This window comes from Pseudomonas sp. DCB_BI (genome assembly GCF_026240995.1).
Lineage (GTDB): Bacteria > Pseudomonadota > Gammaproteobacteria > Pseudomonadales > Pseudomonadaceae > Aquipseudomonas.
The window spans coordinates 71,096-85,848 of the sequence record NZ_JAPFCG010000003.1; the positions used below are offsets into that span (position 1 = coordinate 71,096).

At 61.9% G+C, this 14,753-nt stretch carries 11 protein-coding genes; 7 read left to right on the forward strand and 4 right to left on the reverse strand.

The annotated features are described in order from the left end of the window. Positions 1-34 precede the first annotated feature (34 nt). Positions 35-2,884, reverse strand: coding sequence for a class I adenylate cyclase (locus OO258_RS04310; RefSeq protein WP_266028978.1), 2,850 nt, complete (start codon positions 2,882-2,884; stop codon positions 35-37). Between the two features lie 170 nt (positions 2,885-3,054). Here OO258_RS04310 and OO258_RS04315 point away from each other — a divergent pair, with 170 nt between their 5' ends. After that, the gene (locus OO258_RS04315) at positions 3,055-3,507 is read left to right on the forward strand and encodes a YaiI/YqxD family protein (protein WP_266028979.1); all 453 of its coding nucleotides are present in this window, start codon (positions 3,055-3,057) and stop codon (positions 3,505-3,507) included. Positions 3,508-3,534: 27 nt separating this feature from the next. Here the strand turns inward: OO258_RS04315 and elbB are convergent, their stop codons facing one another. Together elbB and OO258_RS04325 are read right to left on the reverse strand one after the other, a co-directional pair. After that, on the reverse strand, positions 3,535-4,203 hold the full coding sequence (gene elbB / locus OO258_RS04320; RefSeq protein ID WP_266028980.1) for an isoprenoid biosynthesis glyoxalase ElbB: 669 nt from the start codon (positions 4,201-4,203) through the stop codon (positions 3,535-3,537). A gap of 263 nt (positions 4,204-4,466) precedes the next feature. Continuing rightward, the gene (locus OO258_RS04325) at positions 4,467-5,069 is read right to left on the reverse strand and encodes a DedA family protein (protein ID WP_266028981.1); all 603 of its coding nucleotides are present in this window, start codon (positions 5,067-5,069) and stop codon (positions 4,467-4,469) included. A 213-nt stretch (positions 5,070-5,282) separates the two neighbouring features. Between OO258_RS04325 and ppk1 the strand changes: the two genes are divergently transcribed. Then, positions 5,283-7,538, forward strand: coding sequence for a polyphosphate kinase 1 (gene ppk1 / locus OO258_RS04330; RefSeq protein WP_266028982.1), 2,256 nt, complete (start codon positions 5,283-5,285; stop codon positions 7,536-7,538). Here ppk1 and ppx read toward each other — a convergent pair. After that, positions 7,525-9,027, reverse strand: coding sequence for an exopolyphosphatase (gene ppx / locus OO258_RS04335; RefSeq protein ID WP_266028983.1), 1,503 nt, complete (start codon positions 9,025-9,027; stop codon positions 7,525-7,527). The two genes, ppk1 and ppx, sit on opposite strands and share 14 nt — an antisense overlap. Before the next feature lie 244 nt (positions 9,028-9,271). Here ppx and trxA point away from each other — a divergent pair, with 244 nt between their 5' ends. The 5 genes from trxA to OO258_RS04360 all read left to right on the forward strand — a co-directional run bounded on the left by trxA (position 9,272) and on the right by OO258_RS04360 (position 14,724). Then, positions 9,272-9,601 (forward strand): thioredoxin TrxA, encoded by a 330-nt coding sequence (gene trxA, locus OO258_RS04340; RefSeq protein ID WP_054894093.1) that lies wholly within the window; start codon positions 9,272-9,274, stop codon positions 9,599-9,601. Positions 9,602-9,974: 373 nt separating this feature from the next. Beyond that, positions 9,975-11,234, forward strand: coding sequence for a transcription termination factor Rho (gene rho / locus OO258_RS04345; protein WP_003253661.1), 1,260 nt, complete (start codon positions 9,975-9,977; stop codon positions 11,232-11,234). Positions 11,235-11,392: 158 nt separating this feature from the next. Then, complete coding sequence (gene ubiD / locus OO258_RS04350) at positions 11,393-12,859, forward strand: 4-hydroxy-3-polyprenylbenzoate decarboxylase (protein ID WP_016489755.1); 1,467 nt, start codon at positions 11,393-11,395, stop codon at positions 12,857-12,859. After that, positions 12,859-13,827: a CDP-6-deoxy-delta-3,4-glucoseen reductase gene (locus tag OO258_RS04355; protein WP_266028984.1), complete on the forward strand. Its 969-nt coding sequence runs from the start codon at positions 12,859-12,861 to the stop codon at positions 13,825-13,827. Before ubiD ends, OO258_RS04355 begins: the two co-directional genes overlap by 1 nt. Positions 13,828-14,073: 246 nt before the next feature. Next, positions 14,074-14,724, forward strand: a complete 651-nt coding sequence (locus tag OO258_RS04360) for a gamma-glutamylcyclotransferase (protein WP_266028985.1) — start codon at positions 14,074-14,076, stop codon at positions 14,722-14,724. Positions 14,725-14,753: the final 29 nt, after the last annotated feature.

Genomic DNA, 14,753 nt, shown 5'->3' on the forward strand with positions numbered 1-14,753 from the left:
GCCAGCCCCACAAGGGCTGCACAGCAGCCCTCGGTCACTCACTCTGCACCTGCTCCAACCCCTCATTCAGCGCCTGCTCCAGCACCCGCTTGTAGCTCAGGTAGACCTGCGTCGCCCCCACCCGGTCATCCAGCAATTCAGACAAATCCAGGTCGGTGATGTAGCAGCGGTAGCGCCCGGCACCCCGGCGCTGTCCGATGATCTGCCGGGCCACCACCGCATAAAGCTGGTCACCATGCTCCAGCTCGGAAAACTCTTGCTGGTCGCAGTACAGCGTCACATGCGCCGCACCCTCCACACCCGCCTGGATGATGGCTTGCACCTCATAGTAAGGCTGGTCGCTGCCTTCGACCGGGGCCAAGCGCGGTTCGATGCTACGCGCCCTGCCTGCGCCGGAAGGCAACAATTGCGCGTAGTGGATGTCCAGTGAGGCTGCGCGCTGAGTCTCCAGCGGCAGTCTGGCATCGCGGCGCATCACCACCGAACGCAGGAACCGCTGCAGCGGCAGCAGCAGGTGAGCTTCGTCATGCAGGGGCAGGCGTTGCTGCCACAGGGCATTGTATTCATCCAGCACATACAACTCGGCCCAACCATCTAGCAGACGGTAGAACACCTGGATACAAGCCGGGCGGCCTTGTTCCAGCACCAGGCGCAGGTCGTGGTCGAGCAGGGCGTTGTGATCCAGATACAGCGGGCTGTAGGCGCTACGCTCCTCGCCCAGATGGGCCACCAGCGAGTCGTGTTCGGCCAAGGTGGCCAGGCGTACATTCCCGGCCAACAGCTCCAGCACATGGGTGTGCTGGGCCACCTGTAGCAGGTAGCGGTGATTCACGCCCTGGTCCAGCAGCAACTGCACCGTATCGAAAATTTCCTCCACGCGTTGGCTGATGGCCTGGGCGCGGCTGCGGCAGAAGCAGCGCACCCGCACCCGTGGCCTGTGGCCACGCAGCACCGGGCTGTTGAGGAAGTCACGCAGGCAGCGTAGCAATGCATGTTCGCCGTCATAGCGCTGGACCAGCACCTCGTTCCAGCTGTTGAGGGTCACCTGGTCCAGGGTCAGCACCAGGTTCTCGCGTACGCCTGCGTAGCTCAGCGAGTCGGTGCGCTCGGTGGTCATCAGGATGTTCAGGTCGCGGTGATGACGCAGCGGGTCGATGGCGACGTTGACCAGCAGCAGCACCTCGTCGGCAACACTGGGCTGTAGCAGGCGCACTTCGCTGACGGTTGGCAAGGGCAGGGGGATGCTTTGCTGCAGGCAGCCCAGCAGGTTGAAGAGTTCGAACTCGCCGAGGTCGCTGGCACCCGGGTGCAGCGCCAGGCGCGTGCTGCTGTCGATGACCCCGTTGCGGTGGGCCCAGGCCAGCAGCTCGAGCAGCTCGCGGCAGCGCTTTATCGGGCTGAAGTGCTCCACCTCATGGGTGCTCAGATTGCCGCTGTAGAGCTCCCAGTGGTAGCTGCCCGGCTCTTTGCGGTTGGGTGCCTGAACCAGCGTCAGGGTGCTTTCGGCGAGGTCCGGTGCGATGCCTGGGTTGATCACCTCGACCTTGCCGGCGCGGCGTTCGAAAGCCGCATACAGGCGCCGACCCAGTACATTGAGGTCGCGTTGATCGGCGCGGCTGATGGCGTTGCGGGTACGAGCAAACTGGCTCAGGAAGCGGTAGCTATGGTTCAGCTCGGCCACCAGCTCGCGGCGTTCGACGGCGACCTGCTGCACTTTCCATTGGCTACGGCTGTCGAGCAGGGCCAGCTGCCGTTCGTCCCAACCCCACTCGTCGGCCAGGCGCTGCAGCAGGCGGCGTTGCCAGCCATTGCTGCGGCCCTGATTGCTGAGTTTCTTGTTCACCTTCAGGTACAGGCTGCGCCGTACCAGCTCCAGCCGCGCGGGCTCGTTGCGTTGCAGCAGGTAACGTTCGATGCGCCGGTAGACCATGACATACGGGTCCAGCTCGTCCAGGTCGAGCTGGTTGGCGAACACCGCCTGCTTGTAGTCCAGGCTCAGGCAGCGTACGGCCGGGTGTTCGCTGGCATAGGCCTCGGTCAGCAGCAGCTTGAGCAGTGACTTGTAGGGTGAATCGATGCCTTTGAACAGTTGCCACAGGCCAGCACCGACGAATTCGCCGGGCGGGATGTGCGCCAGGTTGCCGAGGTCGAGCGCGTGTTGGCTGCGGATGAAGCGCTTGGACAACAGGGTCTGCGTGTAGGCGTGGTAATTGTGTTCTTCGTAGACCGGCACCAGCCACCACAACGGTGTGCGGCCGGCCAGCCACAGGGTAGTGCGGTAGAACTCGTCCAGCAGCAGATAGTGCTGGGTGGTGCCGCAATCATCGGAGCCGAGCTGGCCATCGCGCTGGCCTTGGGCAAAGCCTTGCGTATCGATCAAGAAAAAATGAGCCTCCGCACCCAGGCTGGCCGCCCACGTCTCCAGCAACTGGCACTTCTGGCGCAGTTCATCCAGCAGCTGTCCGGGCAGGCCGGGCGCATGGCATACCCACAAGTCCATGTCGCTGTGCTCAGCCTGGGCCAGCGAGCCCAGGCTGCCCATCAGGAACAGGCCGTGAATCGGGCTTTGCGGATTACCATGGCGGGGTTTGTAGGTAAACGAGCGGGCCAGGCGCTGGGCCTCTGCTACCAGCTCGGCGCCTGGCTCGTAACCCGAGACGCCTGCGGGGGTGCTGCCCGAAACATAGCCCGGCAATAGCGGGTGGTTCACATGGAACAGCAGCGGCAGCAAGGTCAATACCTGTTGCTGGCGTGTCGACAGACCTTCCATTGCCCGCTGCAGGCGGCGCTGGTTCAGCTCCAGGAAGCGTGCGCGCAACGTCGCCAGGACCTTGCGGTCGATGCCTTCCTCCAGGTCTGGGCGGATTTCGTGAGGGTGGTTCATTGCGCACTCGGGCAGGCCAGCGGGGCTGCCGCGAGTTTAGCCTGAGTGGTCAGACCGGATAAGCGCTAAATCAAATATTGACGCCATTTTTCCAGCGCCTGCGAGATGGCTCCAGCTTTGGCTGCGCTTGAGGCATGATGTGCGCATTAGGTTGATGAAGAGATTGTCCGATGCGTGTATGGATCGATGCCGATGCCTGCCCCAAGGCAGCCAAGGATCTGATCGTCAAGTTCGCCCTCAAGCGCAAGTTCGAGGTGGTGATGGTGGCTGGCCAGGCGGTGGCCAAGCCAGCGTTCGCGATCGTGCGATTGATCGTGGTGCCCAGTGGCATGGATGCGGCCGACGATTACCTGGTCGAGCACGCCGTGCCGGGCGAGCTGGTGATCTGCAGTGACGTGCCCCTGGCTGACCGCCTGGTGAAAAAGGGCGTAGCGGCGTTGGACCCGCGCGGGCGCGAGTTCGATGAGCGCAATATGGGTGACCGGCTGGCAGCGCGCAATCTGTTCACTGAGTTGCGCGAGCAGGGCCAGGTGGGGGGAGGGCAGGCGTCTTATGGAGAGCGCGACAAGCAGGCGTTTGCCAATGCGCTGGACCGGATCATAGCGCGGCTCTCCAAGGCCTGATGCGGGGCTGCGTTGCAGCCCCCAGTATTACTGGTCGTCGGCGTGCGTCAGTTCCAGCACCCGGTCAACCAGCTTGTAGATACCGCCAGCCGCCTCACTGATCGACTTCGCCTCCATGTACGCCGGCGTAGTCACCAGCTTGCGCTGGGTATCTTCGACAATATCGTGCACATCGCACACTTCATGGGTGCCGCCCATCTTTTCTACCGCCGCCGCAGTGTCGGCATCGCTACCGATGGTGCAGACCACGCCCGGCCCGTAGATTTTCGCCGCCAGCGCCGGCGAGATGCAGATCAGGCCAACCGGCTTGCACGCAGCGGCAAACGCCTCGGCAAGGGCCAGCACATCCGGGTTGACGCTGCAGTTGGCGCCTTCCACGGCAAAGTTGGACAAGTTCTTCGCGGCACCGAAGCCCCCCGGCACGATCAGCGCATCGAATTCCTCGACCTTGGCCTCGCGGACGTCCTTGACCTCGCCGCGAGCAATGCGTGCAGATTCCACCAATACATTGCGTGACTCGGCCATCTCCTCGCCGGTCAGGTGGTTGATTACATGCATCTGCGCAATGTCCGGCGCAAAGCACTGCACCTGCGCCCCACGCTGGTCGAGGCGCAGCAGGGTGATCACGCTTTCGTGGATTTCGGCGCCGTCATACACGCCACAGCCGGAAAGAATCACCGCTACTTTTTTTGTCATGTTTAAAGCTCCAGTTGTGTAGCGCCTGTGAGATCGAGCGCCGCCGCGCGGCGCATCGCGAGCTGGCGCTCGCTCCTAAGGTTGATTCGGGCCCGTCATGCTTGTGACAGGCGCGCTACAGCCTTTGTTCGCATGACACGATAGCAAGCCATGCTTCAAAGCGGTCGCCCGAAAACACCACAGGAACAATTGGCCCGAAACAAACGTAGGCGCGGGCGGCGCTCGGTGCGCGCACCACCTCAAAACGCAAGACAGGCTCCGCGCTACTGGTGGTCGTGCCGCTCCTCTGGTGCCTGGCCTGCCGCCTTGCGCTCCGCACGCATGGCGCGGAAGCGCCGACGCAGCCACAGCAGGCCGCCCAGCGCCAGCAGGCCACCGAGCACCCATAGTTCGTAGCGTTTCACGTTGCCCAGCAGGCCTTCGAGGATGGCGCCGAAGTGGTAGGCGGCCGCACCCAGGGCAATGGCCCAGATGGCCGCGCCAATGCCGTTCAGTAGCAGGTAGCGGCGGGGCGGATAGCCTGACAGGCCGATCGCCACGGGCATGACTGTGCGCAAGCCATAGACGAAGCGAAAACTCAGCACCCAGATATCGGGATGGCGGCGGATGTGACCCAGCGCCCGGTCACCCATGGCCTGCCAGCGCGGTTTGCGTGCCAGGATCCTGCGCCCGTGGCGGCGGCCCATGAAGTACCACAACTGGTCGCCCGCGTAGCTGCCGAAAAATGCCACCAAGCACACCAGGTTGATGTCCATGTAACCGCGGAACGCAAGGAATCCCGCAAGCACCAGGATGGTCTCGCCTTCGAAGAAGGTGCCTAGAAAAAGGGCAAAGTAGCCGAAATCCTGCAGGAATTGTTGAAGCATTTTCTGAGGTGCTGGCGAAATGAACGCGCAGCCTACCCCTTCGCGCGCGTTCGTGAAAGTGTCCAAATGTGTCTCGACGTGAACAATTCCTACAACGACAATGCCAGACGCCACGCGTCATGGCTTGCCCTGCTGTGTAACACAGGCGTCATAATGGGCGCTTATCTTGCCGCTCAATTGATGATAGGGCATTAACGTCCTCAGGAACGCCAGATGAATAATGAAGTGCTATCCCCTGTCGCGATCAAGGATGCTCACGAGCTCCCCGAAGAGATGGTGCAGACTCCGCCAGATCTGCCACCGGCAACCGAGCCAGAAGCGGAGCCAGCAGCGGAGCAGGTGGCCGAGCCTGCGGCCCCGGCACCTGCACCGGCCCCGGCAATCGCCGTGCCTGGCCTGGACGACAGCAGCCTGTACATTCATCGCGAACTTTCGCAGCTGCAGTTCAACATCCGCGTGCTGGAGCAGGCACTGGACGAGAACTACCCGCTGCTTGAACGCCTCAAGTTCCTGCTGATCTTCTCCAGCAACCTGGACGAGTTCTTCGAGATCCGCGTTGCCGGCCTCAAGAAGCAGATCAACTTCGCCCGCGAACAGGCTGGCGCAGACGGCCTGCAGCCGCACCAGGCACTGGCGCGCATCAGCGAGCTGGTGCACTACGAGGTGGAACGTCAGTACGCCATCCTCAACGACGTGCTGTTGCCGGAGCTGGAAAAACACCATATCCGCTTCATCCGCCGCCGTTACTGGACGCCCAAGCTCAAGACCTGGGTGCGCCGCTACTTCCGCGACGAAATTGCCCCGATCATTACCCCGATCGGCCTCGACCCGACCCACCCGTTCCCGTTGCTGGTGAACAAGAGCCTGAACTTCATTGTCGAGCTAGAGGGTGTCGACGCCTTCGGTCGTGATTCGGGCCTTGCGATCATTCCTGCCCCGCGCCTGTTGCCGCGGGTGATCCGGGTGCCGGAAGAGGTGGGTGGCCCGGGGGCCAACTACGTCTTCCTGTCGTCGATGATCCACGCGCACGCCGATGACCTGTTCCAGGGCATGAAGGTAAAGGGCTGCTACCAGTTCCGCCTGACCCGTAACGCCGACCTGGCGCTGGACTCCGAAGAGGTCGACGACCTGGCACGCGCCCTGCGCGGCGAGCTGTTCTCACGCCGCTACGGCGACGCCGTGCGGCTGGAAGTGGCCGATACCTGCCCGAAACACCTTTCGGACTACCTGCTCAAGCAGTTCAGCCTCAGCGAAAGCGAGCTGTACCAGGTCAATGGCCCGGTCAACCTTACCCGCCTGTTCAGCATCACCGGTCTGGACAGCCACCCCGAGCTGCAGTACACGCCGTTCACCCCGGCGATCCCCAAGCTGCTGCAGAACGCCGACAACATCTTCAGCGTGATCGGCAAGCAGGACATCCTGCTGATGCACCCGTTCGAGTCTTTCACCCCGGTCATCGATCTGCTGCGCCAGGCCGCCAAGGACCCGCACGTGCTTGCCGTGCGCCAGACCCTCTACCGCTCCGGGGCCAACTCGGAAATCGTCGATGCGCTGGTGGATGCTGCGCGTAACGGCAAGGAGGTCACGGCGGTGATCGAGCTGCGTGCGCGCTTCGACGAAGAGTCCAACCTGCAGATGGCCAGCCGCCTGCAAGCGGCCGGTGCCGTTGTGATCTACGGCGTCGTTGGCTTCAAGACCCACGCCAAAATGATGCTGATTCTGCGCCGCGAGCAGGGCGAGATCGTGCGTTATGCGCACCTGGGCACCGGCAACTATCACGCCGGCAACGCTCGTCTTTATACCGACTACAGCCTGCTGACCTCTGACGATGCCCTCACCGAAGACGTCGGCAAGCTGTTCAGCCAGCTGATCGGCATGGGCAAGACCCTGCGCATGAAGAAGCTGCTGCACGCGCCGTTCACCCTGAAAAAGGGCATGCTCGACATGATTGCGCGGGAAACCCAGTTCGCCCTTGAGGGCAAGCCGGCGCACATCATCGCCAAGTTCAACTCGCTGACCGACGCCAAGGTCATCAAGGCGCTGTACAAGGCCAGCCAGTCGGGCGTGAAGATCGACCTGGTGGTACGCGGCATGTGCTGCCTGCGCCCTGGCATACCGGGGGTTTCGCACAATATCCAGGTGCGCTCGATTATTGGCCGCTTCCTTGAGCACACGCGGGTGTTCTACTTCCTCAATGGCGGCGAAGAGCAGATCTACCTGTCCAGCGCCGACTGGATGGAGCGTAACCTCGACAAGCGTGTCGAGACCTGCTTCCCGGTCGAGGGCAAGAAGTTGTTGCTGCGGGTGAAAAAGGAACTGGAAGGCTACCTGACCGACAACACCCACGCCTGGACCTTGCAGCCAGACGGGCGTTACGTGCGCAGCACACCGACCGGCAACCAGAACCCGCGCAGTGCCCAGGCGACCCTGCTGGAGCGCCTGAGCAACCCGGTCCTCAACGTACGCTGAGGACGAAGCCGACCCGGGCCAGCCACTCCGCCTCGTTGGCGAAGTCGGCCTGGGTCAGCTGGTTCTGTTCCAGCCAGCCTTCCGGGAAGGCCACATCGAGGCTGTCGTCGGCGGCCTTGAGTTGTACTTTCGGCATTTGCTGGTTGCCACGAATGTGGTGGAACAGGATGGCGAAGCGCAGCAGCACGCACAGGCGCAGCAGTTTTACCCCTTCCTCACCCAGCTCGGCGATCTTGTCTTTCGGGATGTTGCGACGGTGACCGCGTACCAGCAAGGCCATCATCTGCTGGTCCTCGCGGGAGAAGCCCGAAAGATCGGAGTGTTCGATCAGGTAGGCGCCGTGCTTGTGATAGTGATAGTGGGCGATATCCAACCCTATTTCGTGCACTTTCGCTGCCCAGCCCAGCAGATCGCGCCAATTTCCGTCTTTCAGCTGCCATGCTTCGGCGACCTGGTCGAAGGCGTGCAGGGCCTTGCGTTCGACGCGGGCGGCCTGGCCCTGGTCGACATGGTAACGCTCCATCAGTGAGTTCAGGGTGCGCTCGCGCACGTCCTCGTGATGGTGGCGGCCGAGCAGGTCGAACAGCACGCCCTCGCGCAATGCGCCGTCGCAGTGGTCCATGCGCTGCAGTTCCAGGGCGTCGAAGATTGCTTCGAGAATCGCCATGCCGGCCGGGAAAATGGCGCGACGATCTGGTTTGACGCCGTCAAAGTCGATCTTGTCGACCTCGCCCAGCTTGAACATCTTGCGCTTGACCCAGGCCAGGCCTTCGGCATTGACCTCGCCGTTGCCCAGGCCGCCCGCCTTGATCGCGGCGCCGATCGCGCGAATGGTCCCGGACGAGCCGATGGCCTCATCCCAGGTCAGGCGATGCAGGGCGTTCTCGATGCTCATCAGCTCCAGGCGCGCGGCGGTGTAGGCCTGGGCATAGCGGGCCGGGGTAATCTTGCCGTCGCGGAAGTAGCGCTGGGTGAAGCTGACGCAACCCATCTGCAGGCTTTCGCGCAACAGTGGCTCGAAGCGCTGGCCAATGATGAACTCGGTACTGCCGCCACCGATGTCGGCGACCAAGCGCTTACCAGGGGTGTCAGCCAGGGTGTGTGATACACCCAGGTAGATCAGGCGCGCCTCTTCACGGCCAGAAATGACCTCGACCGGGTGGCCGAGGATAGCCTCGGCGCGCTGGATGAATTCGTTGCGGTTGCGCGCTTCGCGCAGGGCGTTGGTACCGACGATGCGCACGGAGCCAGCCGGCATGCCGTTGATCAGTTGGGAAAAGCGCTTGAGGCAATCCAGGCCTCGTTCCATCGCCTCTTCACTGAGCTTGCGGTCTTCGTCGATGCCGGCGGCAAGCTGAACCTTCTCGCCGAGCCGCTCAAGGATGCGGATTTCGGTATGGTGGGCCTTGGCCACGACCATGTGGAAACTGTTGGAGCCAAGGTCGATGGCGGCGATCAGGGACAGGTTCTTCGCGATGGTATGCGGCATGATCTGGTTGTTCTCGGTCGTTAACCCGGCAATCGTGCCACGATAGCAGGCTGTCGCCAACGCGTGACACGCCAGGCCTTGATGCAAGGCAATGTGCCATTCGATGCTATGACACTTGTATGACAGTTTCGATTCGCGGCCTCTTGCACAACTATAGTTACACTCAATCGTCCGCGGCTTCCTGTCGAGCGTGGGTGCGGCTATCATGGGCCACGTTTTTTTGCTTACGACCCTGGAGATATCCATGAGCAGCGATCTGATCAAACACGTCACCGACGCCACCTTCGACGCCGAAGTCTTGCAGGCTCAAGGCCCGGTGCTGGTCGACTACTGGGCTGAATGGTGCGGTCCGTGCAAGATGATCGCTCCGGTTCTGGACGACATCGCCTCCACCTACGAGGGCAAGCTGACCGTCGCCAAGCTGAACATCGACGACAACCAGGAAACCCCGGCCAAGCACGGCGTGCGTGGTATCCCGACGCTGATGCTGTTCAAGAACGGCAACGTCGAAGCGACCAAGGTTGGCGCGCTGTCGAAATCGCAGCTGGCCGCGTTCCTCGACGCCCACCTGTGATGTGAAGAGCCCCGCGAATGCGGGGCTTTTTTTTGCCTCTGCAAGGCTGCCAAGCCCCCCTGTAGACGCAGTGTTCTGCTGCGAAAGGGCCGGCTATGCCGGGATGGTCGCTGCGGCTGGTGGCCTCTTAGCAGCACCAGGCTACTTCTGTCGCAGAGTGTGCTGTCGCTGAAAATGGCAGGGCAAAACCACTAGACGTCGAAAAAAGCAAGTGTTACATTCGGCCTCGCACTGCTTCTCCAGTGCCCTCTACACGCCGTCGCCGAAGCATCCCTAATTCGAATCAGTACGCGATCCTGTCGCCATCTAGCGGCGCGGCTTCATTAAGCCAAAGCTTAATTCTCCCTTCTTACATGATTACGTCATTCCCCTTATGAACCTGACTGAACTCAAGCAAAAGCCGATTACCGATCTTTTGGAAATGGCCGAACAGATGGGCATCGAAAACATGGCCCGTTCGCGCAAACAGGACGTGATTTTCGCCCTGCTGAAAAAGCACGCGAAAAGCGGCGAAGAGATCTCGGGTGACGGCGTGCTGGAGATCCTCCAGGATGGTTTCGGTTTCCTGCGTTCGGCTGATGCGTCCTACCTGGCCGGCCCCGATGACATTTACGTCTCGCCTAGCCAGATCCGCCGCTTCAACCTGCGTACCGGCGACACCATCGTCGGCAAGATCCGCCCGCCGAAGGAAGGGGAGCGTTACTTCGCCCTGCTGAAGGTTGATACCATCAACTTCGACCGCCCGGAAAACGCGAAGAACAAGATCCTGTTCGAAAACCTGACGCCGCTGTTCCCGAACAAGCGCCTGAAGATGGAAGCCGGTAACGGCTCCACCGAAGACCTGACCGGTCGCGTCATCGACCTGTGCGCCCCGATCGGCAAAGGCCAGCGTGGCCTGATCGTTGCTCCGCCGAAAGCCGGTAAGACGATCATGCTGCAGAACATCGCGGCGAACATTACGCGCAACAACCCCGAGTGCCACCTGATCGTCCTGCTGATCGACGAGCGCCCGGAAGAAGTAACCGAAATGCAGCGCACCGTGCGCGGCGAAGTGGTTGCCTCTACCTTCGACGAGCCGCCAACCCGCCACGTGCAGGTTGCCGAAATGGTGATCGAGAAGGCCAAGCGCCTGGTCGAGCACAAGAAGGATGTGGTTATCCTGCTGGACTCCATCACCCGTCTGGCACGTGCCTACAACACCGTGATCCCGAGCTCCGGCAAGGTGCTGACCGGTGGTGTCGACGCCCACGCCCTGGAGAAGCCGAAGCGCTTCTTCGGTGCTGCGCGTAACATCGAAGAGGGCGGCTCGCTGACCATTATCGCCACCGCGCTGGTCGAAACCGGCTCGAAGATGGACGAAGTGATCTACGAAGAGTTCAAGGGTACCGGCAACATGGAGCTGCCACTGGACCGCCGCATCGCCGAGAAGCGTGTGTTCCCGGCCATCAACATCAACCGCTCCGGCACCCGCCGCGAAGAGCTGCTGACTGCCGATGACGAACTGCAACGCATGTGGATCCTGCGCAAGCTGCTGCACCCGATGGACGAAATCGCCGCCATCGAGTTCCTGGTCGACAAGCTCAAGCAGACCAAGACCAACGACGAGTTCTTCCTGTCGATGAAGCGTAAGTAAGCTTCCCGACCAGGCAGTAATTGGGGCCGCTTCGCGCCCCTTCGCGGGCGTGTCCGCGAAGGGCTGCGAAGCGGCCCCAATGCATTTTCGCCCCAAACAAAGCCCGAACGGCGCTACACTCTGCACCCCGACCGATACGGCCAACACGAGGCACCTGCATGCAGTATCGCGACTTGCGCGACTTCATCCGTGGCCTGGAACAGCGCGGCGAGCTCAAGCGCATCCAGGTTCCGATCTCCCCCGTCCTGGAAATGACCGAGGTCTGCGACCGCACCCTGCGTGCCAAGGGCCCGGCATTGCTGTTCGAAAAGCCCACCGGCTTCGACATCCCGGTGCTCGGCAACCTCTTTGGCACTCCGGAGCGCGTGGCCATGGGCATGGGCGCGGAGTCGGTCGATGAGCTGCGCGAAATCGGCAAGCTGCTGGCCTTCCTCAAAGAGCCGGAGCCGCCGAAGGGCCTGAAGGACGCCTGGTCGAAGCTACCGATCTTCAAAAAGGTCGTGTCGATGGCGCCGAAAGTCGTCAAGGACGCGGTATGCCAGGAAGTGGTGGTCGAGGGTGACGACGTCGACCTGGGTGCGTTGCCGATCCAGCATTGCTGGCCAGGCGACGTGGCGCCGCTGATCACCTGGGGCCTCACCGTGACCCGCGGCCCGAACAAGGACCGCCAGAACCTGGGCATCTACCGCCAGCAGGTAATCGGTCGCAACAAGGTCATCATGCGTTGGCTCAGCCACCGTGGTGGCGCCCTCGACTACCGCGAGTGGTGCGAGAAGAACCCCGGCCAGCCGTTTCCGGTTGCAGTCGCCCTGGGCGCTGACCCGGCGACCATTCTTGGCGCCGTGACCCCGGTACCGGATACGCTCTCTGAATATGCCTTCGCCGGCTTGCTGCGTGGCAACCGTACCGAGCTGGTCAAGTGCCGTGGCAGTAACCTGCAGGTGCCGGCCACTGCCGAAATAATCCTCGAAGGCGTGATCCACCCGGGTGAAATGGCCCCGGAAGGCCCTTACGGCGACCACACCGGCTACTACAACGAAGTGGACAGCTTCCCGGTGTTCACCGTCGAGCGCATCACCCACCGGCAGAAGCCGATCTACCACAGCACCTACACCGGCCGACCGCCAGATGAGCCGGCCATTCTGGGTGTGGCGCTGAACGAAGTGTTCGTGCCGATCCTGCAGAAGCAGTTCCCGGAAATCACCGACTTCTACCTGCCGCCGGAAGGCTGCTCGTACCGCATGGCGGTGGTGACGATGAAGAAGCAGTACCCGGGCCACGCCAAGCGCGTGATGTTGGGTGTGTGGTCGTTCCTGCGACAGTTCATGTACACCAAGTTCGTTATTGTCACCGATGACGACATCAACGCCCGTGACTGGAACGATGTGATCTGGGCCATTACCACGCGCATGGACCCCAAGCGTGATACGGTGATGATCGATAACACCCCGATCGACTACCTCGATTTTGCGTCGCCGGTATCCGGGCTGGGGTCGAAGATGGGCCTGGACGCCACGCACAAGTGGCCGGGTGAGACAACACGCGAATGGGGGCGGGTCATCGTCAAGGACGAAGCCGTCACCCGCCGTATCGATGAGCTGTGGGACCAGTTGGGAATAGATTGATGCAGGTAACGTTGCAGCCGTCCGGGGCGGTGCTGGCGCTCGAACCCGGGGAACGGATCCTGGATGGAGCGCGGCGGCTGGGCTATGACTGCCCTAACAGCTGCCGCAATGGCAATTGCCATGTCTGCGCCGCGTTGTTGGTCGAAGGCCGGGTACGCCAAAATGGCGAAGTCCGCGACCATGGCGAATTGTTCACCTGCATTGCCGAACCGCTGGAGGACTGTGTGTTGCTCTGGGATGGTGTGCTCGCCCTGGGCGAGCTGCCAGTGCGCAAGCTGGCGTGCAGTGTCAGTGAGTGCGTCGACGTGGGTGGCGACGTCTGGCGGGTACGTCTGCGCGCGCCAGCCGGCAAGCCGCTGCGCTATCACGCCGGGCAGTACCTGATGATCGAGCGTGAGGGCGGCAAGCAGGCGGCCTTCTCGCTGGCTTCCGCGCCGCACGCCGGGCGTGAGCTGGAGTTGCATGTGCTGGCGCGTGAGCCCAGTGCGCTGCAACTGATCGAACAGCTCAAGCGCGACGGCCTGGCGCGCATCGAAATGCCTTTTGGCGACACTCACCTTGCCGAGTTGCCCGACGCCCCGCTGGTTTTGATTGCCGCCGGTACTGGCATGGGCCAGATGCACAGCCTGGTTGAGCATTGCCGGGCCAAGGGTTTCAAGCACCCCGTTCACCTGTACTGGGGCGTGCGCCGGCCCGAAGACTTCTACCAGATCGAGCACTGGGACGAATGGCAGCGCCTGCCCAACTTGTTCCTGCACCAGGTGGTCAGCGACCTGTGCGGCTGGGAAGGCCGTTGCGGCATGCTGCATGAAGCGGTTTGCGAGGACATTGCCGATCTCAATACCGTGCATGTCTATGCCAGCGGCTCGCCCAACATGATCTACGCCACCCTCGACGCCCTTGTCGAAGCCGGCATGGATGCGCACCGCATGCGTGCTGATGTGTTCGCCTACGCGCCGCGTGCTTAATAACCGAAGTTGGCAAGTACGGGTATAAGGCGGTAATTGTTACCGCCTTGGCTAATAACTTTCACGGTTTGCGAAACAGTACTTCCCGGTCGTCGGGGCCGCGCATGAAACGCTGCTGTCAGGGCTTGAGTATTTCTGCAAATCTGGCCTATGGTTACTGTAAGCAGCCTTGGTTTACAGGCCTTGGGCTGCTTCTATATCGAATCGCGCTTCATCCGTAGTTCATAGGGATAATGGCGGCAGCTTATGTCGGCACTTGAAAGTATGTCTTGGAAAGTTTCATATCCACCGACACTCGACTTCGGTCAGCAACATACCAACGAACAGTTGTTCCACTCCATGAAAACAACCATGTCTCGGCACCAGGGTGGGCCGGTGTGGCTGTTTGCGTATGGTTCGTTGATTTGGCGCCCGGAGTGCAACTCGGTGGAACGCCAGCGTGCGCGGGTACATGGTTATCACCGTGGCTTGTACTTGTGGTCGCACGAGCATCGCGGTACCCCTGAAACTCCCGGCCTGGTGTTTGGGCTGGACCGGGGTGGCTCTTGCAGCGGTTTTGCCTACCGGCTGGATGAAAGCAACCTGGACGATTCGTTGATGGCCCTGTGGCAACGCGAGATGCCCTACCCGGCGTACCGGCCGCATTGGCTGAACTGCCGCCTGGGCGATGGCAGCAAGGTGCAAGCCTTGGGCTTTGTGCTGGAGCGGCATTTGCCGTGCTATGCCGGCAACCTGCCAGACACTTTGCTCAGCCAGATCCTGGCGAGTGCCAAGGGGCGCTATGGCAGCACGCGCGATTATGTCGAGCAGACCTTGCATGCCCTGCGCAGCCACCAGATGCCTGATCGCAACCTCGAAGCACGGTTTCGCCGTTGCCATGACCTGCGGGAAGTGTGACTGATCGGTGCCGGTCGCTTTGCGGGTAG